Origin of the sequence: Tritonibacter aquimaris (assembly GCF_009617595.1) — a bacterium.
Lineage (GTDB): Bacteria > Pseudomonadota > Alphaproteobacteria > Rhodobacterales > Rhodobacteraceae > Epibacterium > Epibacterium aquimaris.
This window is the reverse complement of sequence record NZ_WIXK01000001.1, coordinates 195,335-215,401: the sequence shown is the minus strand read 5'-3', so window position 1 is coordinate 215,401 and position 20,067 is coordinate 195,335. Positions and strand designations below refer to the sequence as shown.

Genomic DNA, 20,067 nt, shown 5'->3' with positions numbered 1-20,067 from the left:
CCGGCGACCTTAGCCCGCCACACCCGCGCGGGCAAACAGCTGGTAAAAACTGGCAAAATCCTCAACGCTGCTTTCGGCCTCCTGCATCAGTTGCCGCTCCTGTGGCCAAAACTGGCCCAGCACCTGCTGGCGCACCATCGACCACGGGCGACAGGCAAGCTGCGCGTTTTCATACAGCAGCACCGACAGCGGCTTTAGCACCCCGTTTTGCGCACTCGCCGAAATTGTGGTGCCGGGTCCGGGCATCGTTGTAGCCATCCCGCCCGTACCGCTGACCATTGCCCACCAGGACCCAACAAAATACGCATGGTAGTCATCCTGGGCGCCATCAAAGCTGTTGGGGAGAAACTGATAGCCTCGCAGTGAAGCATCAAGGCTTTCTTCCCAGACCTTTGGCGGGGTCTCACCGGAAAAACGCAACGCGATACAGATTTCCGCCAGCAAATCCATATTCTGATCCAGATACGCCACAAGCCCTGCATATTTGAGGCTGTGCAACGCAGCTGCGGGCACCTGCGGGTCTTTCCGACCGTATTCGGACAGGTAAAACACAATATGTGTCAACTCATAGGCGATTTTAATATTTGGCAATGAAAATGCGCTTTGCTGACACATAAAATCACGCAATCTATCATTTAATCCCGGATCACTGCGTTCCATATTTCGCCGCGCCAATAGACGCTGAACTTCAGCACGCTGGAGATCTGACAATTCAGAACGATCTATATTTTCCTGCCGCACCCATTCGCAAATTACCTCCCCCTTATTGCCGGAGAAGCCCAGATCTTCGAGATCGATACAAATCGAAAGCAGAAATCTATAATATTGGCGAAAGAAACAAATGCGCCTCTCAACAATATCGTAAAAATCACCATAGGAAGAAAAAATATCACTCGACTTTCTCGTCCCAGCGCATTCGTTAATATTTAACAGTTCCGCATTTTCTTTCAGCCAAAACACATCACTTTCAGATCGTCGCGTCCGCGCAAAACAGGCTGCAATGTCCAATTCAACATGCGAACGCGCAGGTGCGCTTTGATGCGCATGTAGATCGATAACAGTGGCCATTTTGAACTCCCCGCGAAAGCGTCGCGCCGGAAAAGTCCGACGCGACAATATCTTAGCTACCCGAAGAGAATAGCATTACTGCTTCGCCCTTACTGGTATCCGCAGAAGATTTGGGCGCAGATCCAGAAGAGAACATTTCTGTTTTTTGCCCCAAACTTTGATCGGCCACAGCGCTCGCAATTGAGCCAGAGGAATAAGCTTCGACACCCGCGCCCCCAAAGGCATCCGCCTGCGCAACAGGTGCAGATCCGGAAGAAAACAAAAATGCCCCCTCCCCACAAAACATATCAATGCTGGAAACAAATTCAGAAGTGACGATTTCTTTTTTCAAAGCATTCATTTTTCTCTCCTAGATTGCAGTACTCACAACATCAGGCTGACAAAAAAAATAAATTAATCAATTGTTTTATTAATTACACAGAAAGTTAACAAAACTGATTTCAAAGATCCTATAGGCAAACGCATGAGTGAATAAAGATAATTTAAATTGTTCTAAAATTATCCACAACTTAATCCACACAAACTGTGGGTCAAATCTCAATAACCGCGCCAGAAACGCACTTTTAAAAAATCTTCATTTTGGCCAAATCACCCAAAATGATTCGCGTTTCGCCGATCTTGTGCTTGTCCCTTTTGCCCCGAGGACGGTACAACCAGCGCAGCACCCGCTCAGGAGAACGAGACCTATGAAAATTGCCACCTTCAACATCAACGGGATCAAAGCACGGGTGAACGCGCTTGCAGATTGGCTCGATGAGGCGCAGCCCGACGTGGCACTGCTGCAGGAGATCAAATCGGTCGATGAGGCTTTCCCGCGCGAACTGTTTGAAGAGCGTGGCTATAATGTGGAAACCCACGGCCAGAAAGGCTTCAACGGGGTTGCGATCTTTTCCAAACTGCCGCTGGAAGATGTGCGTCGTGGCCTGCCTGGCGATGATGACGATGTGCAGGCACGCTGGATCGAAGCCACAGTTGTAGGCCAACAGGCGATCCGTCTTTGTGGTCTCTACCTGCCAAATGGCAACCCGGTTGAGCTTGATGCGGATGGCAGCCCTGTTGCGGGTGGTAAATATGACTACAAACTGCGCTGGATGGAGCGGCTACAGGCCCGCGCTGAGGCGCTGCTTGCTGAGGAAACACCTTTCCTCTTGGCGGGCGATTACAACATCATCCCACAAGCCGAAGATGCCAGACGGCCGGACGCCTGGCGCGAAGATGCGTTGCATCGCCCTGAAAGCCGGGCTGCGTATCAGCGGTTGGTGAATCTTGGCCTGACGGATGCTTTCCGCGCCCGCAATCAAGCGGCTGAACAGTATTCCTTTTGGGATTATCAGGCCGGTGCCTGGAACCGCGATGACGGCATTCGCATTGACCACCTGCTGCTCAGCCCGGCCGTGGCCGATATGCTGACCGATTGCCAGATCGACAAAGAAATCCGCGGCCGCGAAAAACCCTCGGACCACGTGCCGGTTTGGGTTGAACTCGACAATTGAACCAATTCGGGAGGCGCGCCAGCCGGGCCTCCCCTATCCCGCGGTAACGTCGTGGCGGTAGATCCAGTCAAACTGGCGCACCAGTTTTTCCGGGGCCATCTGCCCGCTCAGCTTCAGCGCCATATGCGCAGCCTGGGCAACAGGTCCGCGCAGATGAAACTTCCAGGCGTTTTTATTGGCGGCGCTCACGACCTTTTGCGCCCGCGATTGCCGCAAGGCCTGATAACGCGCGCAAGCGTCTGAAATCTTATCTTCTGAGGCCAGCGCCTGCGACAAAACCCAGGCGTCCTCTAGCGCCAGATTTGCACCCTGCGCCATAAATGGCAGCGTGGGGTGGGCGGCATCCCCCAAAATCGCCACATTTTCTTGATGCCAATGCGCAGCAACCGGATGGCGGAACAAACCCCAATATCCAACCTTTTCAACCTGCGCCAATAGCTCTCCGGCCATGCCGCCAAAACCGTTGAAGGCTGCGCGCAGGTTCTCAGGGTCATCTTCAAGCCACCAGCCTTCATCCACCCAGCTTTTTTGTTCCTGCACCGCAACCAGGTTGACCACGCTTTCATCGCGCAACGGATAGGCCACCAGATGCCGCCCCGGCCCCATAAACAGCTGCGTCTCACGCCCAAGCCCGACCGTATTGGGCACAATGGTGCGCCAGGCCGTCTGCCCTGTGAAACGCGGTTTATCCGCGCCATTCAGCGCAATCCGCGTTTTGGAATGCAACCCATCGGCGCCGATGATCAAATCGCCCTGGCAGCTCGCCCCATTCACAAGCTCAACCCGGGGCGCAGGGCCAGCCTGTACCGATTGAACCTTTTGCAACAGTCGGATCTGCACGCCTGCGGCGCGCACCGCATTTGCCAGAAGATCGATCAGATCAGAACGATGAACATAGTAGTACGGCTGATCCGGGGCATATTGCTCAAAGTCGAGCCGCACCACCTCGCGCCCATCGCTGTGCTTGCGCAGCACAACCCCATGTGAACGCGGCGCGCGCCAGGCCAGATCATCTGCCAGCCCCAGCGCCCGCAGAACCGCCACCCCATTGGGGGTGATCTGCAGGCCTGCGCCCACTTCGGAAATTTCTTCGGCCTGCTCAAGCACAACAACCTGAGCGCCCTGAAGCCTCAACGCCAGCGCAGCAGCCAAGCCGCCGATACCAGCACCAATAATGACGATTTTGCGATCTTTGAGCGTCATGACACCTATCCGTGCCCCCCAAGGCATGCATAAATAAAAAGACGCCGGAGCAAAAGAGCACCGGCGTCATCTATGTCTTAATCTTTACGAGATCTCAGTCGTCGCGGTGGACTTTTTCGCGGCGCTCGTGGCGCTCTTGCGCCTCAAGGCTCATTGTTGCGATCGGACGTGCATCCAAACGCTTCAGCGAGATAGGCTCTCCGGTTACGTCGCAATACCCATATTCACCTTCATCGATGCGGCGCAGGGCAGAATCGATTTTGGCAACCAGTTTACGTTGACGGTCCCGGGTGCGCAGTTCCAGTGCACGATCGGTCTCTTCGCTAGCGCGATCCGCTACATCGGGGATATTACGGGTGCTATCCTGCAATCCTTCGATGGTGTCGCGGGTCCCTGCCAGCAGTTCCTGTTTCCAGTTGATGAGCTTGCGGCGGAAATACTCGACCTGCTTTTCATTCATGAAAGGCTCATCTTCAGCCGGGCGATAGTCATCCGGCAGAAACACTTCTTGCTTCATTTCGGCTCCTTCGGTCTGGCCCATAATGTCCGTCTCTTTGTTGCTGTTTTCAAACATATGGCGTCCCATGCCGCAGCGTTTATCGCCTCGCGGTCCAATTGTCACTACACAATCATACTCACGTGAGGTTAAAACGGTCCTTACCAGCACAACCGTAAAAAAACCGCAATAGCGGGGAGTGAAATACATGCATTTTCAGGGCACTAAAGACTACGTCGCCACCGACGACCTCAAAGTGGCGGTCAACGCGGCAGTCACCCTGGAGCGTCCGCTACTCGTCAAAGGGGAACCAGGCACCGGCAAGACCGAGCTGGCCAAACAGGTTGCCACCGCCCTGGGTCTGCGGATGATCGAGTGGAATGTGAAATCCACCACCCGCGCCCAGCAGGGCCTTTATGAATATGATGCGGTCAGCCGCCTGCGCGACAGCCAGCTGGGCGAAGAGCGCGTGCATGACGTGCAAAACTACATCAAAAAGGGCAAGCTCTGGGAAGCTTTTGAAGCCGACGAAAAGCTCGTGCTGCTGATCGATGAGATCGACAAGGCTGATATTGAATTCCCCAATGACCTGCTGCAAGAGCTCGATAAAATGGCGTTTCATGTCTATGAAACCGGCCAGACCATCTCCGCCAAACATCGTCCGATCATCATCATCACCTCCAACAATGAAAAAGAGCTGCCCGACGCCTTCCTGCGGCGCTGTTTTTTCCACTACATCCGCTTCCCCGATGCCAAGACGATGAAACAGATCGTGGAAGTGCATCACCCCGGCATCAAAAGCGAGCTGCTCACCGCCGCGCTGACCCAGTTTTATGAGATCCGCGACACGCAGGGCCTGAAAAAGAAGCCCTCCACCTCAGAAGTGCTGGATTGGCTGAAACTGCTTTTGGCGGAAGATCTAACACCCGAGGATCTGAAACGTGATGGTGCAAATGCGCTGCCGCGACTACATGGGGCGTTGCTCAAGAACGAGCAAGATGTACATCTGTTCGAGCGGCTGGCATTCATGGCCCGCAAGACGCGATAGTGATATCAGCCTGTTCAGGCTTTCAAACAATACGGCAAAAGGCAGATCCCATATGCTGGTAATTATTGGCTCTCTTCTTGGAGCATCTCTCGGTGCGCTGCGTGCGCGCAAACGTGGCGGTAACAAGCTCGACATGCTGCAATATGGTGCGGTCTACGCCATCATCTTTGCGCTTATTGGTCTGGCCTCCACCATCGCCGTGCATCGTCTGGCGAGCTAAATCATGTTCCAGCCCTTCTTTGAAAACCTGCGCGCCGAGGCGATTCCCGTATCTTTGCGGGAATATCTGACCTTTCTTGAGGCACTCAAACGCGGGCTGGTCACCTATGACATCGAAGGGTTCTATTATCTGGCGCGCTCCGCCATGGTCAAAGATGAGCGCCACATTGACCGTTTTGACCGCGCCTTTGCCACGACCTTTGAAGGGCTAGAACACATTCCCGCAGAGGCCGTGGCCGAGGCAATTGAGCTGCCCGAAGAATGGCTGCGTAAAATGGCGGAAAAACACCTCAGCGCCGAAGAAAAAGCCGAGATCGAAGCCCTTGGTGGTTTTGACAAGCTGATGGAGACGTTGAAAGAGCGGCTCAAAGAACAACAAGGCCGCCATCAGGGCGGCAACAAATGGATTGGCACTGCGGGCACCTCACCTTTTGGTGCTTATGGCTACAACCCCGAAGGCGTGCGTATCGGCCAGAAAGAAAGCCGCCACCAGCGTGCAGTCAAGGTCTGGGACAAACGCGAGTTTCGCAATCTTGATGGCGATGTGGAACTGGGCACCCGCAATATCAAAGTTGCGCTAAAACGGCTGCGCAGCTGGGTGCGCGATGGCGCCCATGAAGAGCTTGATCTAGACGGCACCATCCGTGCCACGGCGGAACATGGCTACCTAGATGTCAAAACCAGACCCGAACGCCACAATGCGGTGAAGGTGTTGCTGTTTCTGGATGTGGGCGGATCAATGGATCCCCATATCAAAGTGGTGGAAGAGCTGTTTTCAGCCGCCCGCGCTGAATTTAAACATCTGGAATACTATTACTTCCACAACTGCCTTTATGAAGGGGTCTGGCGCGACAACACCCGGCGCTGGGATCAGCAGATCCCAACCTGGGAAGTGCTGCGCACCTATGGGCCGGATTATAAATGTATCTTTGTGGGTGACGCCTCAATGTCCCCCTATGAGATCGCCTATCGCGGCGGTGCCAATGAACATTGGAACGATGAGGCCGGTCAGGTCTGGCTTGAACGCGCCCGCGAACAATGGCCCAACCATTTGTGGATCAACCCGCTGCCAGAAGCGCGTTGGAACTACACACACTCCATCGGTATGATCCGCGAAATCTTTGAAGATCGCATGGTGCCGATGACGCTTTCAGGCCTGGAAGGCGGCATGAAAGAGCTGGGGCGCTAAGCCCCCTCTTTAGGATTGCATCCGCGCATGGCGCATCGCGCGCAGCTCCTCGGAACTTGGGCGAGGTGCGCGTTTTGTGGTGCGACGTGGCGCAATATTGCTCTCAGGGGCTTGATTGCTCAGGGTCAGCGCCAAAAGCCCGGCGGTTCCGCCAATCAAAATAGCTGCCGCGCCCAGTGCCGCGCTCCAGAATTCAACATTCTGCGCGCGTGGCGCGAGCTCGGAAACCGCAGCCCGCGCCACGCTCATTACTGCGAAACCAATCAGGCCAAGCCCAACAAACAGAAACGGGCCAAGTTCACGCAGATCTGGCTGGCGCAATCTTGCGGGCAACAGGCTTGGGATTGCAAAAAACACACAAAGCGGCGCGGTGCCAGCAACCAGTATGATACGCGGCCAGACATCCCCTGCCCCTGTATCAACCAGCGTAGTCAAAGTCTGATGTGATAACAAAACCAAAAGCGGCAGACCCAAAATTGCCAACATACGCAGTGACAGATGATAGAAAAACAGCAGTGTAACACGCATCTGCCAGCCCCTTTCTGGTGACCAAACGCTCAGACGAACTCCGAACCAATTAAGTTAAACTTAACTACGGTTTCGGGCAAAATTAGGGTCAAAGCAGGGAAGCTATTGTCCTTTTCCAAGACCCGCCCCATATCTTCCTTATGTTGAAATTCACCCCTATCCTTCTTGCCGTCGCTTATGGTTTGGTCATGTATCGCCTCTCGGTCTGGCGGCTGCACCGCGAGCTGGACCAGCGTTCCACCGAACTGGCGGATCGCCCGCTCAAAGCGCTGACTGATCGCCTTGCCGCGGCGCTTGGCCTCGCACGCATTCCAGTGTTCATCTATGAAATCGATCCGGTAAACGGCCTTGCAGCGCCAGATGGGCGAATTTTCATCACCCGTGGTTTTTATCGCAAATACCAAAACGGCGAGGTCACCGCCGAAGAGCTGGCAAGCGTCATCGCTCATGAATTGGGCCATGTGGCGCTGGGGCACTCGCGCAAACGGGCCTTTGATTTTTCCGGTCAGAACGCACTGCGCGCCGCATTGATGATGATACTGGGGCGTTTCATCCCGTTCATCGGCGCATGGATTGCCAATGCGCTGACCAGCCTGATTGCCGCGCGCCTGTCGCGCAGCGATGAATATGAAGCGGATGAATATGCCGCAGCGCTGCTGTCAAAAGCCGGGATCGGGATCGCGCCGCAAAAGGATCTGTTTCGCAAGCTGGATGATCTGACCCAATCGCGTGCTGGCATGGCACCGGCCTGGCTGATGAGCCATCCCAAAACCCAAGAGCGCATTGCCGCACTGGAAAAACTGGAAGACCGCTGGGCCGGTTCAGATCAATGATCCCGCTGGATCAACGCCGGTCATTGATCCAGTAGGATCAGTGACCTGACAGCTCTTGGGTGAAGGACGCAAGGTCGCCACCTGCAACCAGATGGTTCAAAAACAGCTCGCGCTCATATCCATTGGCCTGGTTGAGATAGGCCAATTCTTCAACACTGAGCTCGCGGCGTTCATAGCCCTGCTCTTCAAGGCAGTGATCGATTGCATTGCGCGCGCCAATATCGCGAATTTCTTCGGCCGTGGCCGCCACGGTGAGCGGGCCAACAATCACCCCGCCCCACAATACGCTGACGATATAGTTTGCGGTCAGGTGGTCACGCGCACCAACGGGGCCTTGCGGCGCGCAGACCTGAAACGCCGCATTGGCATCCTGAATGGATTTACCGGGTTGTTGCGGCACAGAAGGACCCGGCGCCGGAGCACAGGCTGCCGTCAACAACAGCATCCCCAAAACACCACATTTGGTGAAACCCGCACGTGCAATAGGGGAAACCGAAGATAACAGCTGCATGAAAATCGCCTTAGTCTTTAATCTGCATTCCACAATTGGCTAGCACCCACGCAGGTAGTTTACCACCAGCTTGCTCGCTGAGATTGCAGAAAATCAAAACGATGATGGATCTGTGACACAGGCGCGCTAACCCGCGCTCTGTGCCAGTGCTTTTGCCAGTCGCGGCAGGCGCGCTTTCTTGAGCAGGCGACGAATATCCCAGACCTCGCCTGACATCTGATTGGCCACCAACAAAACATCATTGCCGACACGGCACATGGCGTCGGGATCCAACTGAAAGAACGTGATCAGCAGCTCATCCGGGGTGTGGCGGTTCAACCCTTCTTCGGCCAGCGTATGGCGCGGGAAATCCTTGTTGTTCACCGTCACGATACCATCTGCATGGCCCGTGATTGCCGCTGCAAGCACGTGAATATCTGCCTCATCGGGCAGCCACAGTCGGTTTTCCAAACCCGGCGCGGGTGCAACTTCTGCTTTGGGCCAGTTGGCACGCAACAGCGCAATTTCCGCCCGCGCCTGCAACGTGCCATCGGGGCCAATCTTTGCCGCCGCGCGCGCCCATTCTTCTAAAATACGCGCCGACCAGAGCGGCGTGTAAAACCCAGCCTTCGCCGCCCCCAGCAGGACCTCCCGCATTACGGTCGGATAAAGCACGCAGGTATCAAGCAGAAGTTTCACGCGCTTAATCCAGACGGAAGAACACAGCTTTGAGATAGCCGCTTTCGGCAAGCTGCGGCATCTGCGGATGATCCGGCCCGGCATAGCCCGTGTGCAAGAGCTGCCCACGTCGCCCGGCCCGGCCAATACCGCGCGCAGATGAATTGCGGAACTTGGTGAGCTCGGCCGCGTGCGAGCAGGAACACAGCCCCAGATAGCCCCCCGGCGCAACCAAAGGTGCCGCCAGTTTCGCCACCCGTTCATAGGCGCGCAGCCCGGCTTCTAGCGCGGGTTTTGAGGGTGCAAATGCAGGCGGATCACAGATCACCACATCAAAGGTCTCACCTTCCTCAGCAAGGGCTGCAAGCACATCAAACGCATCCCCCTGCCGGGTGGTCAGCAGATCCTGCTTGCCGCTGGCTTCAGCCCCGGCTTTTGCCAATTCAAGCGCCGCAGCAGAGCCATCAACACAGGTCGCAGCCTCAGCGCCGCCCGCCAGCATCGCCAGACCAAAACCACCCACATGGGAAAACACATCCAGCACTTTTGCACCCGGCTTGACCAGTCGCGCAGCAACACCGTGGTTTTCACGCTGATCAAAGAACAGGCCGGTTTTCTGCCCGCCGGTCAGATCAGCCATATAGGTGGCACCGTTCATCACCACAGGCAAAGGCGCGGATGGGGCTTCGCCACACAAGACCGCGTTTTGGTCATCAAGCCCTTCGAGCCCGCGCGTGCGCCCAGAGGCGTTTTTCAAAATATTGCTGCAGCCGGTAACCTCGGCCAATGCGGCTGCCAGCGCCTCCACATGGGTATCGGCCCAGGCAGCATTCGGCTGCACCACGCAGGTGTCGCCAAACCGGTCGATGATCACCCCCGGAAGCCCATCGGCCTCGGCGTGGATCAAGCGGTAAAACGGTGCATCATAAAGCTGTTCACGCAGTTCAAGCGCATGCGTGATCCGCTGGGCAAACCAGCTTTGGCAAATTTCTGCATCCGGGTCGCGATCCAGCATCCGTGCAATGATCTTGCTGTCGGGGTTCACCGCGACAAGACCCAGAGGGCGCATTGCTTCATCTTCAAGCACAGCCAAAGTGCCAGGCGCAAGTTTGCGCGTGCGCCGGTCTGTCACCAGCTCATTGGAATATACCCATGGAAAGCCATGACGCAGAGCGCGCGCATTGGCTTTTGGCTTTAGTCGGATACGAGGGCGGGTCGTCGTGTCGGATGGGCTTGTCATAAACCCCTCATAGACAGATGCGTCGCGCAGGAAAAGAGGCCATTGTGATGCGCCTCCTTTCCGGTGCTTTTATTGCATATTGGGGCGATTACGGCTGCGCCAGCCGCCACGACGCTTGGGGGCAACCATCTCGGTCAGCCCGGCGCGCATGACCTCGGTCATCGGGTGGTCGGGATTGTCAGCCTGATATTGATCAAACAAGACCTGCAACGCGTCTTTATTGTCCACCCCATCTGGCAGGCTTAGGGCCCAGTCGACAAAAATGCTACGGCATTGTGAAGCGTCAATGCCTTCGATGCGAAAGGATTCACGGATCAAACCTTTGGGATCTATGCGACCGGAATCGGTATTTAAGTTCGTGGTCATTGTTCCTCCCGCTGATCCAGAACTGTTTGTGCAATTTCAGCGCAGGCTGCATAGGCTGTGTCAAGCGCCAAAATCAAACCCGAAAGATCATCATAGCCGCTAGCGCGACACAGGAATGCCGCTGCACCCTCGCCCATTTCCGCATCTACAAGCGGTTTATCACTGAGCAGCCGGGCCGCCATCTGCACTTCGCGGTAGAGCCTATAGCTGTCTTTGAGCGTTGCGGCCTGCGCCACGTTCAAAATCCCAGCCTCAACACCGGCCTCAAGCCCCGCTGCAAGCCCGGTGCTATCGTGCCCAGACAAAAGCGCCCCGGCTTGAGACATGAGTTCAATATCAACCATGCGCCCGGCGCCGTTTTTAACATCAAGCGGCCCTGCCGGGGGTTTCGCTGCAGCAAGCCGCGCCCGCATCTCGGCCACATCGTGCAGGATTTTCCCTGTCTCTTTAGGCGCTTGCAGCACGTCACTGCGAATAGCCGCAATATCGCGCATAAGCTCCGTATCCCCGGCCAACGGGCGGGCGCGCACCAGTGCCAGATGCTCCCACACCCAGGCCTGGGTGTTCTGATAATTGTCAAAAGCGGCAAGGCTGGTGGCCACCGGCCCCTGCGTGCCTGACGGGCGCAGACGCATGTCCACCTCATACAGCCGCCCCTGCGCCATCGGAGCCGTCAATGCGGTAATCAATGCCTGCGTGAGACGCGCATAATAGGCACGGCTCGCCAGCGGTCGCTTGCCGTCTGAACTTTCCTGATCTGCCGGATCATAGATCACAATAAGATCCAGATCCGATTTTGCATTCATCTGTAGCGCGCCCAGCGACCCCATTCCCAACACTGCAAGTCCGCGCCCTGGCGGCGTGCCGTGTTTGGTGGCAAATTGTTCAACCACAACGGGCGCAAGTGCTGCGATCACGCTTGAAGCAAGCTCAGCGTAGTGCTGCCCCGCCTCGGCACCCGTGATCAATCCGCGCAGATGGTGCACCCCAATGCGGAAACTCCAGTCTTTGGTCCAGGCACGGGCACGATCGAGTTTGCTTTCATAATCGCCCTCTGCTTCAAGGCTTTTTTCCAGCTCAAGCAGCAGAGCCTGCGCACCGGGCCACGCATCAAAGAAGCCGCCGCCAATCACCGCATCAAAGACCGATGCATTGCGCGACAGATAGCCCGCCAGATCCCGCGACGTGCCCACAATATCAATCAGCAGATCGATCAGCTGCGGGTTGGCCTCAAACAGGGCAAACAATTGCACCCCAGCAGGCAGTCCCTTTAGAAATCCATCCAGCGCCAAAAGCGCTTCACCCGGCTCTGCCGCCTTTGCCAGACGCGACAGGAGTTCAGGTTTCAGCCGTTCAAAAATCTGCGCACCACGTTCCGATCTGAGCGCAGGATAGCTGCGCCAGCGGTCGATCACCTCTTGATCAAACTCTACCGCAGGTGCCTCTGCAGCGCTGTGGCCGTTGTTTTCCGGTGCAAAAAAACCATCCGCCAGTTCACGCACATTCAGCAGCCGCTCTTTTACCTCGGCCTGCATCTGCGCCACATCCATCCCCATCAGGCAGGCGACACGTGCCAGACCATCTTCTGATTTCGGCATTCTGTGGGTCTGTGCATCATGCACCATCTGTATGCGGTGCTCGACCATGCGATGGGCCCGGTAATGCGCGCTCAGCGCATCTGCGGTGTCTTTTGGCAACCAGCCCTTTTCAGCCAGTGCCGCCAACCCCGGTACCGTGCCGCGATGGCGCAGATCCGGATCACGCCCCCCGGCAATCAGCTGTCGCGTCTGGGTGAAGAACTCAATCTCGCGAATGCCGCCCTGCCCCAGTTTCATATCATGGCCGGGCACCTCAATCGCGCCAAAGGTGCCTTTGTTTTCGCGGATGCGCAGACGCATATCATGGGCATCTTGAATGGCCACAAAATCCAGATGCCGCCGCCAAACAAACGGACGCAGTGTTTTCAAGAACCGCTCACCAGCGGCAATATCACCAGCGCAGGCGCGTGCTTTGATATAAGCGGCCCGCTCCCAGGTGCGCCCGAGGCTTTCGTAATACCGCTCCGCCGCCTCCATTGCGACACAGACAGGTGTCACCGCAGGGTCCGGACGCAGGCGCAGATCGGTTCGAAACACATAGCCATCAGCGGTTTTATCGCTCAGCACTCCGCACATATTGCGGGTGGCACGCACCATGGCCTGACGTACCTCAAAAAAGTCATCCGGATCATAGCGGGTTTCGTCAAACAGGCAGATCAGATCAATATCTGAGCTGTAGTTCAGCTCATGCGCACCCATCTTGCCCATGGCCAGCACGCTAAGCCCCGCAGCCACGTCAAGGTCAGCTTCGCTTTGGCCGGGCAGTTTGTTGCGAGCGATCAACCGCGCCAGTTCGGCCTTGATCGCCACATCAACAGAGAGCGCGCCAAAATCCGTAAGCGCCGCTGTGACCTGCTCCAGCGGCCAATGGCCGGCCAAATCACACAGCGCCGTCAGCAAAGCCACCCGGCGCTTGGCCTGCCTAAGCCCCGGTTTCAGCTGGTCCGGCGCACAATTGCGGCAATCCTGAAACACCTGTTTCAGTGCCCCGCTTGGATCGGCGAATGCCTGCGGCAGCCATTCCCGCTCCTGCTGGATCAGATTGTTGAGATAGGGGCTGCTGCCTGCAACACCTGAAATCAATTCAGCCTGTTCAGGTGTCAGCCAGGGCAACAACGAGACAGTCTCGACAGCGAGATCTGCATCAAAAGGGCGCGGGAGTGTGGTGATCGTCAATGGCATAGTCATAGATCCAACCTGCGTCTTGTCTGCGCGCGGGTCAATCCAACAACTTGTCGCTCTCGCGGTGATTTCACCCCAAACGTACAACCACTGTTTTCCGCATAAGATTGCCGGAAAACCAAAACCAAACAACACCAGCAAATCATGCTGACATCGATGGTAGAGCTGTACATTTAAAGGATAAATGGTGGGTCGTGAGAGGCTCGAACTCCCGACATCTTCGGTGTAAACGAAGCGCTCTACCAACTGAGCTAACGACCCGGTGAAGGCGGATTTAAAGAATAGCGCAGAGGAGCGCAAGAGATCATTTGCAGTTTTTTCGAAAAAACTTCACTTGGCCCGCATCAAAGTTTCCTGACCGTTTTCCAGCACATAGATACAGCCCTGCTCATTGGGCAGCGCAGCCATATCGGCACGATCCAAGCCGCAGATAATGCCGCGCAGCACCTGCCCCAAAAGACCATGCGCCACAATCACCGTGGGACATTCCAGCGCGCTGAGCACTGCATGCACGCGATCATAAAACGCATCAAATCCTTCGCCTTCGGGGGCTGCGCAAAACAGATCCAGCGCTTGCGGGGCTGCTGTGCGAACTTCTGGGTGGCTCTGGGCGATCTCATCCAGCGTTTGCCCCTGAAAGAGGCCCGCCTGCACTTCCATCAATTTAGGCTCAGTTACAAAAGGGTAGCCTTGCAGCGCAATCTTTGCAGTATCTTGCGCCCGCCGCAACGGCGAGACCAGACAGGGCGGTTGATGGGCGGCTAAAATCGGTGCAATCAGCGCGGCCTGGCTTTGGGCCTGTGCCCGGCCAAGATCCGTCAGATCTGATTCCAGCTGGCCCTGAATGCGATGTTCAGCATTCCATTCTGTCTGCCCGTGGCGAAGAAACCAGATCTTGGGAAAACGCGCCATATCACACCTCTTTCACTGCTGAAATCAGAGGTAACCATTCACGTATACAAAGGCAAAGACATTCCCGCGATCCACGCGCGCAATCTTGGTAGAGCCATGTTTTCAATGATAAATGGTGGGTCGTGAGAGGCTCGAACTCCCGACATCTTCGGTGTAAACGAAGCGCTCTACCAACTGAGCTAACGACCCGGTGAAGGCGGATTTAAAGAATAGCACAGAGGAGCGCAAGGGCTCATTTGCAGTTTTTTTGACAAAACGCAAAATAGAGTTTTTTCAAAGTCCCGGCAGGCTGTTGCGGCGGATCATTGTGCGCAGTGAAAAGCTTGATCGCGTGTTGCGGATCCCCGGCACTCGCATCAGCTGCTCTTCCAGAAACCGGTCAAAATGATTGAGATCGCGCGCCACCACCCGCAGCAGCACATCCCGTGTTCCCGTCATCAAATGGCATTCCATCACCTGCGGAAATGGGCGCACCGCAGCTTCAAACGCCAAGAGCGCCTGTGATGTCTGCTGATCAAGCTCGACCTCAATAAAGATGGAAACCGTCAGCCCCAGTTTTTCCTGATTGATGCGCGCGCCATACCCTTCGATCACCCCCTGATCTTCCAGCGCGCTCACCCGGCGCGCACAGGGTGTTGGCGACAGCCCCACCTGCTCCGCAAGCTCGGCCATGGTGATGCGACCGTTCTCCTGCAAGGCAGTCAAAATCTTACCGTCAATCAAATCCACGCCGGTTTCCCCTAATCAATCCCGATATTTCACCAGAATACTCTAATCCAGTGCGGAAATAAGCGTAAATTTGGAGACATCCACTCCTGAAATCCAAATAAAGTGGTGCGACGTCCACCCCAGGAGAGCAAAATGAACGTTACCGAAGTCCCAAGCACCAGCCATGAAGCCATCTATGAGGTGCGCGATCAAGACTGTGGTCTGCACGGGTTTATTGCCATCCATTCGACTCGACTGGGCCCGGCGGCGGGTGGTCTGCGCATGCGCCCCTATGACAGCGCCGAAGCCGCCCTGAAAGATGTGATGCGGCTGAGCGAAGGCATGACCTATAAAAACGCTGCCGCAGGTCTTAGCCTTGGTGGCGGTAAGGCTGTGATCATTGGCAATCCTTCCACGGAAAAAACACCGGATCTGCTGCGTGCCTTTGCCCGCGCAATCCAATCGCTTGAAGGGCGCTATTACACCGCCGAAGACATGGGCATGAGCCCAACAGATATGGCCATTCTAGCCGAGGAAACCAAATTTGTGGCTGGTCTTCCCAATGGCGAATTTGCCAGCGGCGACCCCTCCCCGATCACCGCGCGTGGTATTTTCAACGCGATCAAAACCACCTGGGCACATCGTCACGGCACGGACACGCTGCAAGATGTGCGTGTTTCGGTTCAGGGTCTTGGCCATGTGGGTTGGTATCTGTGTGAATTTCTGCATGACGCGGGCGCAAAGCTGATCGTCACCGACACTGTTGCCGATCGCGTCAGCCGCGCCGTTGAAACCTTTGGCGCAAAGGCCGTTGCGATTGATGCGATCTACGGCGTGGAGGCCGATATCTTTGCGCCCTGCGCAATCGGCGGCATCTTGAATGAGATCACCATTGCACAGCTAAAAGTCAGCGTTGTTGCCGGTGGTGCAAACAACCAGCTGGCCACAGCCGCAGATGGCGCAGCCCTGCACGCCAAAGGCATTCTCTATGCGCCCGATTTTGTTGCCAATGGCGGTGGCATCATCAACGTCGCTACCGAGATCCAGCAAATTTCTGATCGCGAAGGATTTGTAAGTGAAAAACTCGCGGCACTGGATGTGACCTTGAAATCCATCCTCAATCAGGCCGCCGCCGCCAACATCAGCCCGGCCGATGTTGCCACGAAAGCGGTACAAACAAAGATCTCAGAACAAGCGGCTTGATCCGCTTGCACCCGTGCCTTATGAGGCGCCCGCGCGCAGGCAAAGCCCGCTTTGCCTGCGCGCCAATAATGTCCAGTTGGGGAAAATAAACGCCGTTAAAGGCTGCCTACATAACGATAGGACACCTAAAAAGGGCGGCCAGTGGCCGCCCTTTATTTCTACTCACACATCCAGAGGCTTAATGCGCAGTTGCGCCCGCCCCTGTGCCTTTGTTTTCCAGCGCGGCTTTGGCTGCAGCAGCTTCTTCTGCCTCTTCATCCCATTCGATGGCCGTTGGTGTTGCCACCAGCGCATGTTTCAACACTTCTGAAACGTGGCTGACCGTGATGATTTCCAGGCCTTCTTTGACGTTGTCCGGGATTTCCGGCAGATCTTTGGCGTTTTCTTCCGGGATCAGCACGGTTTTGATACCACCGCGCAGCGCCGCCAGAAGTTTCTCCTTCAGACCACCGATTGCCAACGCATTGCCGCGCAGCGTGACCTCGCCGGTCATGGCGATATCTTTGCGCACGGGGATCTGCGTCAACACCGACACAATCGATGTCACCATGGCCAAACCCGCGCTTGGGCCGTCTTTGGGAGTTGCCCCTTCGGGCACGTGCACGTGGATATCCCATTTGTCAAAACGCGGCGGTTTCACCCCGATCTGTGGCGAAATGGAGCGCACATACGATGAGGCAGCCTCAATCGACTCCTTCATCACATCGCCGAGCTTACCGGTGGTTTTCATCCGACCCTTACCGGGCAGGCGCAGTGCCTCGATCGACAGGAGCTCGCCGCCAACCGAGGTATAGGCAAGGCCTGTAACCACACCAACCTGATCTTCCTTTTCGGCCAGACCAAAGCGGTATTTCGGCACGCCAAGGAATTCATCCAGATTGTCCGGCGTCACGGTGACGCTTTCAGCTTCTTTCTTGACGATCTTGGTCAAGGATTTACGGGCAACTTTGGCGATCTCACGCTCAAGGTTACGCACACCAGCCTCGCGGGTATAGGTGCGGATGATATCGTTCAGCGCCTCTTCTTTCAGCTCAAATTCCTTGGCCTTAAGACCGTGGTTTTTGACCTGCTTGCCAATCAGGTGCTGTTTGGCAATCTCACGCTTTTCATCCTCGGTATAGCCCGACAGCGGAATGATCTCCATCCGGTCCATCAGCGGCCCCGGCATGTTGTAGCTGTTGGAGGTGGTCAAAAACATCACGTTTGACAGATCATATTCCACCTCAAGGTAGTGATCCATAAAGGTGTTGTTCTGTTCCGGGTCCAGAACCTCCAGCATCGCTGACGCCGGATCACCGCGAAAATCCTGACCCATCTTGTCGATTTCATCGAGCAGGATCAGCGGGTTGGTGGTTTTGGCCTTTTTCAGCGCCTGAATGATCTTACCGGGCATAGAGCCGATGTAAGTCCGGCGGTGACCGCGAATTTCGCTTTCGTCACGCACACCACCCAGAGCAATGCGGATAAACTCACGGCCAGTGGCCTTGGCAACCGATTTACCAAGCGAGGTTTTACCAACACCCGGAGGGCCAACAAGGCACAGGATCGGTCCTTTGAGCTTGGCCGAACGCTGCTGCACCGCAAGATACTCAACGATGCGCTCTTTGACCTTATCCAGACCATAGTGATCCTGATCGAGGATTTCCTGTGCGCGGCCCAGATCCTTTTTGACACGGGATTTGGTGCCCCACGGGATCGACAGCATCCAGTCAAGATAGTTGCGCACAACTGTGGCCTCGGCCGACATGGGCGACATGTTCTTGAGCTTCTTCAGCTCAGCATCGGCCTTTTCGCGCGCTTCTTTTGAAAGCTTGGTTGCGGCGATTTTCTCTTCCAGTTCGGCAACTTCGCCGGCCCCTTCTTCGCCATCGCCCAGCTCCTTCTGAATGGCCTTCATCTGCTCATTCAGGTAATATTCGCGCTGGGTCTTCTCCATCTGGGATTTGACGCGGGTCTTGATCTTTTTCTCGACCTGCAGAACCGACATCTCCCCCTGCATCAGCCCGTAGACCTTCTCAAGGCGTTCGCTGACAGAAAGCGTTTCCAAAAGCTCCTGCTTGCGATCAACCTCAATGCCCAGATGGCCAGAAACCAGATCCGCAAGCTTGGCGGCTTCACCGGTTTCACCCACGGCCGCAAGCGCCTCTTCGGGGATGTTTTTGCGCACTTTGGCGTAGCGCTCAAACTCATCACCAACCGTGCGCACCAGCGCTTCGGTTGTGGTCATGTCACCCGGAATTTCAGTCAGCGCCTCAACACGGGCTTCAAAGAAATTTTCATTTTCCAAATATTCGGTAATGCGCACCCGCGCCTGACCTTCGACCAGCACCTTAACGGTGCCGTCGGGCAGTTTCAGCAGCTGCAACACATTGGCGAGCACGCCAACTTCATAGATGCCATCGGCTTCGGGATCGTCTTCAGACGGATCAACCTGGCTGGACAGCAGGATCTGTTTGTCATCCGCCATCACCTCTTCCAGCGCGCGCACCGATTTGTCGCGACCGACAAACAACGGCACGATCATATGTGGAAACACCACAATGTCGCGCAGCGGCAGAACAGGATAGGAGGAATTGAGTGGCTCTTGCATACTCGGTCCTTTATTTGGCAAGACGGCCCGGCCCCGGCTAGCGGCAACCCCCGCCGTCTCCTCTTTGGATCTTTTAATTTGGTCTGGCTACAGTTGGTTTTCAACCCACCGCTTGCTTTGGCAGCCACATTGCCCCCTGCGCCAGCCGACCACAAGGGGGTTTTGGTGATAAGGTGATCAAAGCTTTAAACCGCCATGATGCACGTAACATATACCCACAAAATAAAGCCGCCCCAGATAGGAGCGGCTCACCGTTCACTCTTTAAGCAGTAAGTTTAGACTTTGCGCGCTCTGCGCAACGCACCAAATCCAGCCAGTCCACCTGCCAACAACAACGCAGTGGCGGGAAGCGGCACAGGGGCAACCGCGGCTTCACGCACCATCAACACGTTGGAATTGGGGTTCCCATCCAGAAGATTGGGGAAATTCGCAATCTCACCAGAATCCAACCCGCAGGATCCCGAGCCTGAAATACAAATATGCACAGGATCCCCCAAGTCGTTTTGAAATCCAGCAAGAATGTAAGGGCGGGTCGGATGCGCGCTATAAAGCCGCTCGGCAAACCCGGCTGCATCTCCTGCCCCCAGCGTCTGGTATGTCCCTAACGCGGGCAATGTCACCCCAGAGAACCCAAAGGCCTCAAGCAAGTGGTTGACATGGCTAAATCCAGCAAACACAAATCCATCCGCAGAAAAAGTGCTTTGCGCAACAGCCGCTGTCATGCCAAGCGTGTTGGGCAGCTCCAAAAACTCATAGACCGTGCTGCCCTCCTGAACGCGGGTAAGATCATTTGGAGCGCTATAGGTGCCATCCGCCAATAGTGTTGCGGCCTGTGTGCTTCCTGTAGCAATCGTCAAAGCAGCAAGGGCGGAAAAAATAATTTTCTTCATTACGTCACTCTATTCACATTACCTGATACCAAACGCCAACAGAAACTGGCGCCATGCTCACAGTAATTTTATTATCACGCAAATATGATAAAACAATTTTAAAAGTTAACATATCAACGTTAGAAACAGTTTG

20 protein-coding genes and 2 tRNA genes are annotated in these 20,067 nt (G+C 55.7%); 6 read left to right on the top strand and 16 right to left on the bottom strand.

The features are described from left to right. Positions 1–9: 9 nt before the first annotated feature. A complete protein-coding gene (locus GG681_RS18080) occupies positions 10–1,068 on the bottom strand; it encodes a DUF6902 family protein (RefSeq protein WP_408057622.1) in 1,059 nt (352 codons plus the stop codon). Positions 1,069–1,120: 52 nt separating this feature from the next. Beyond that, the gene (locus GG681_RS01005) at positions 1,121–1,408 is read right to left on the bottom strand and encodes a DUF6749 family protein (RefSeq protein ID WP_153544190.1); all 288 of its coding nucleotides are present in this window, start codon (positions 1,406–1,408) and stop codon (positions 1,121–1,123) included. A gap of 346 nt (positions 1,409–1,754) precedes the next feature. Between GG681_RS01005 and xth the strand changes: the two genes are divergently transcribed. Further along, positions 1,755–2,561, top strand: a complete 807-nt coding sequence (xth, locus tag GG681_RS01000) for an exodeoxyribonuclease III (protein ID WP_153544188.1) — start codon at positions 1,755–1,757, stop codon at positions 2,559–2,561. A gap of 33 nt (positions 2,562–2,594) precedes the next feature. On the opposite strand, the gene GG681_RS00995 is transcribed toward xth, so the two are convergent. Further along, on the bottom strand, positions 2,595–3,764 hold the full coding sequence (locus GG681_RS00995; RefSeq protein WP_153544186.1) for an FAD-dependent monooxygenase: 1,170 nt from the start codon (positions 3,762–3,764) through the stop codon (positions 2,595–2,597). A 94-nt stretch (positions 3,765–3,858) separates the two neighbouring features. After that, positions 3,859–4,281 carry an RNA polymerase-binding protein DksA gene (gene dksA / locus GG681_RS00990; protein ID WP_153545130.1) on the bottom strand — a complete coding sequence of 141 codons (423 nt, stop codon included), beginning with the start codon at positions 4,279–4,281 and terminating at the stop codon, positions 3,859–3,861. Positions 4,282–4,468: 187 nt separating this feature from the next. On the opposite strand from dksA, the gene GG681_RS00985 reads away from it, so the two are divergent. Genes GG681_RS00985 through GG681_RS00980 form a run of 3 tightly spaced genes read left to right on the top strand, consistent with a single transcriptional unit; the run spans position 4,469 to position 6,716 of the window. Next, positions 4,469–5,308: an AAA family ATPase gene (locus tag GG681_RS00985; RefSeq protein WP_153544184.1), complete on the top strand. Its 840-nt coding sequence runs from the start codon at positions 4,469–4,471 to the stop codon at positions 5,306–5,308. A gap of 52 nt (positions 5,309–5,360) precedes the next feature. After that, entirely contained in the window at positions 5,361–5,528 is a 168-nt protein-coding gene (locus GG681_RS17635) for a hypothetical protein (protein WP_194287111.1), read from the top strand. 3 nt (positions 5,529–5,531) lie between these two features. Then, a complete protein-coding gene (locus GG681_RS00980; RefSeq protein ID WP_153544182.1) occupies positions 5,532–6,716 on the top strand; it encodes a vWA domain-containing protein in 1,185 nt (394 codons plus the stop codon). Between the two features lie 9 nt (positions 6,717–6,725). Here GG681_RS00980 and GG681_RS00975 read toward each other — a convergent pair whose 3' ends face one another. Continuing rightward, positions 6,726–7,244 (bottom strand): hypothetical protein, encoded by a 519-nt coding sequence (locus GG681_RS00975; protein ID WP_153544180.1) that lies wholly within the window; start codon positions 7,242–7,244, stop codon positions 6,726–6,728. A gap of 140 nt (positions 7,245–7,384) precedes the next feature. On the opposite strand from GG681_RS00975, the gene GG681_RS00970 reads away from it, so the two are divergent. Further along, on the top strand, positions 7,385–8,077 hold the full coding sequence (locus GG681_RS00970; RefSeq protein ID WP_153544178.1) for a M48 family metallopeptidase: 693 nt from the start codon (positions 7,385–7,387) through the stop codon (positions 8,075–8,077). A gap of 37 nt (positions 8,078–8,114) precedes the next feature. Here the strand turns inward: GG681_RS00970 and GG681_RS00965 are convergent, their stop codons facing one another. From GG681_RS00965 to GG681_RS00925, 9 genes are all read right to left on the bottom strand, one after another. Continuing rightward, positions 8,115–8,588, bottom strand: coding sequence for a hypothetical protein (locus tag GG681_RS00965; protein WP_235899688.1), 474 nt, complete (start codon positions 8,586–8,588; stop codon positions 8,115–8,117). Positions 8,589–8,714: 126 nt separating this feature from the next. Next, the gene (locus GG681_RS00960; RefSeq protein WP_328593216.1) at positions 8,715–9,266 is read right to left on the bottom strand and encodes an RSP_2648 family PIN domain-containing protein; all 552 of its coding nucleotides are present in this window, start codon (positions 9,264–9,266) and stop codon (positions 8,715–8,717) included. Positions 9,267–9,270: 4 nt separating this feature from the next. After that, positions 9,271–10,485 carry an RSP_2647 family RNA methyltransferase gene (locus tag GG681_RS00955; protein ID WP_153544173.1) on the bottom strand — a complete coding sequence of 405 codons (1,215 nt, stop codon included), beginning with the start codon at positions 10,483–10,485 and terminating at the stop codon, positions 9,271–9,273. Between the two features lie 69 nt (positions 10,486–10,554). Next, positions 10,555–10,851 carry a hypothetical protein gene (locus GG681_RS00950; protein ID WP_153544171.1) on the bottom strand — a complete coding sequence of 99 codons (297 nt, stop codon included), beginning with the start codon at positions 10,849–10,851 and terminating at the stop codon, positions 10,555–10,557. After that, complete coding sequence (locus GG681_RS00945; RefSeq protein WP_153544169.1) at positions 10,848–13,637, bottom strand: bifunctional [glutamine synthetase] adenylyltransferase/[glutamine synthetase]-adenylyl-L-tyrosine phosphorylase; 2,790 nt, start codon at positions 13,635–13,637, stop codon at positions 10,848–10,850. Before GG681_RS00945 ends, GG681_RS00950 begins: the two co-directional genes overlap by 4 nt. Positions 13,638–13,816: 179 nt before the next feature. Continuing rightward, positions 13,817–13,892 (bottom strand) — tRNA-Val (locus GG681_RS00940). A 69-nt stretch (positions 13,893–13,961) separates the two neighbouring features. Beyond that, on the bottom strand, positions 13,962–14,543 hold the full coding sequence (locus GG681_RS00935; RefSeq protein WP_153544167.1) for a histidine phosphatase family protein: 582 nt from the start codon (positions 14,541–14,543) through the stop codon (positions 13,962–13,964). A 113-nt stretch (positions 14,544–14,656) separates the two neighbouring features. Then, a tRNA-Val gene (locus GG681_RS00930) sits at positions 14,657–14,732 on the bottom strand. A gap of 84 nt (positions 14,733–14,816) precedes the next feature. Continuing rightward, positions 14,817–15,272 (bottom strand): Lrp/AsnC family transcriptional regulator, encoded by a 456-nt coding sequence (locus GG681_RS00925; RefSeq protein WP_328593215.1) that lies wholly within the window; start codon positions 15,270–15,272, stop codon positions 14,817–14,819. Between the two features lie 132 nt (positions 15,273–15,404). Between GG681_RS00925 and GG681_RS00920 the strand changes: the two genes are divergently transcribed. After that, on the top strand, positions 15,405–16,454 hold the full coding sequence (locus GG681_RS00920) for a Glu/Leu/Phe/Val family dehydrogenase (RefSeq protein WP_153544165.1): 1,050 nt from the start codon (positions 15,405–15,407) through the stop codon (positions 16,452–16,454). A 178-nt stretch (positions 16,455–16,632) separates the two neighbouring features. Here the strand turns inward: GG681_RS00920 and lon are convergent, their stop codons facing one another. Then, positions 16,633–19,044: an endopeptidase La gene (gene lon, locus GG681_RS00915; RefSeq protein WP_153544163.1), complete on the bottom strand. Its 2,412-nt coding sequence runs from the start codon at positions 19,042–19,044 to the stop codon at positions 16,633–16,635. A 275-nt stretch (positions 19,045–19,319) separates the two neighbouring features. Further along, entirely contained in the window at positions 19,320–19,934 is a 615-nt protein-coding gene (locus GG681_RS00910; RefSeq protein ID WP_153544161.1) for a VPLPA-CTERM sorting domain-containing protein, read from the bottom strand. Positions 19,935–20,067: the final 133 nt, after the last annotated feature.